The following is a 237-nucleotide window of genomic DNA, read 5'->3' on the forward strand; positions in this document are numbered from 1 at the left end:
CACCGCCAAGGCCATTTCTGCTTTTGCGCCCTCCAACTGGCGCAACAGGAAACGACCATTCCCAAATAGCCATTGCTTGAGGTTTCCGAAAGGGTGCTCAACAATGGATCTTCGGTTGGCCAGCATTCGCTGCTCCATTCGCTCAAAGGCTTCCTCATGGGCATGGCGTGAGACATAGCGACGTTGGGCGCCAGTGCACTGGGATTTGAGCGGGCAGGCAGCGCAGTCACTGACATC

Annotated in this window: 1 protein-coding gene; it reads right to left on the reverse strand. The window is 56.5% G+C overall.

What is annotated here, in order from left to right:
* On the reverse strand, positions 1–237 hold a 237-nt coding region (locus tag ACI77I_RS32330), incomplete at both ends, for a transposase (protein ID WP_407000286.1).

The sequence above is a fragment of the Pseudomonas sp. D47 genome, from assembly GCF_045447305.1.
In the GTDB taxonomy this organism is placed as follows: domain Bacteria; phylum Pseudomonadota; class Gammaproteobacteria; order Pseudomonadales; family Pseudomonadaceae; genus Aquipseudomonas.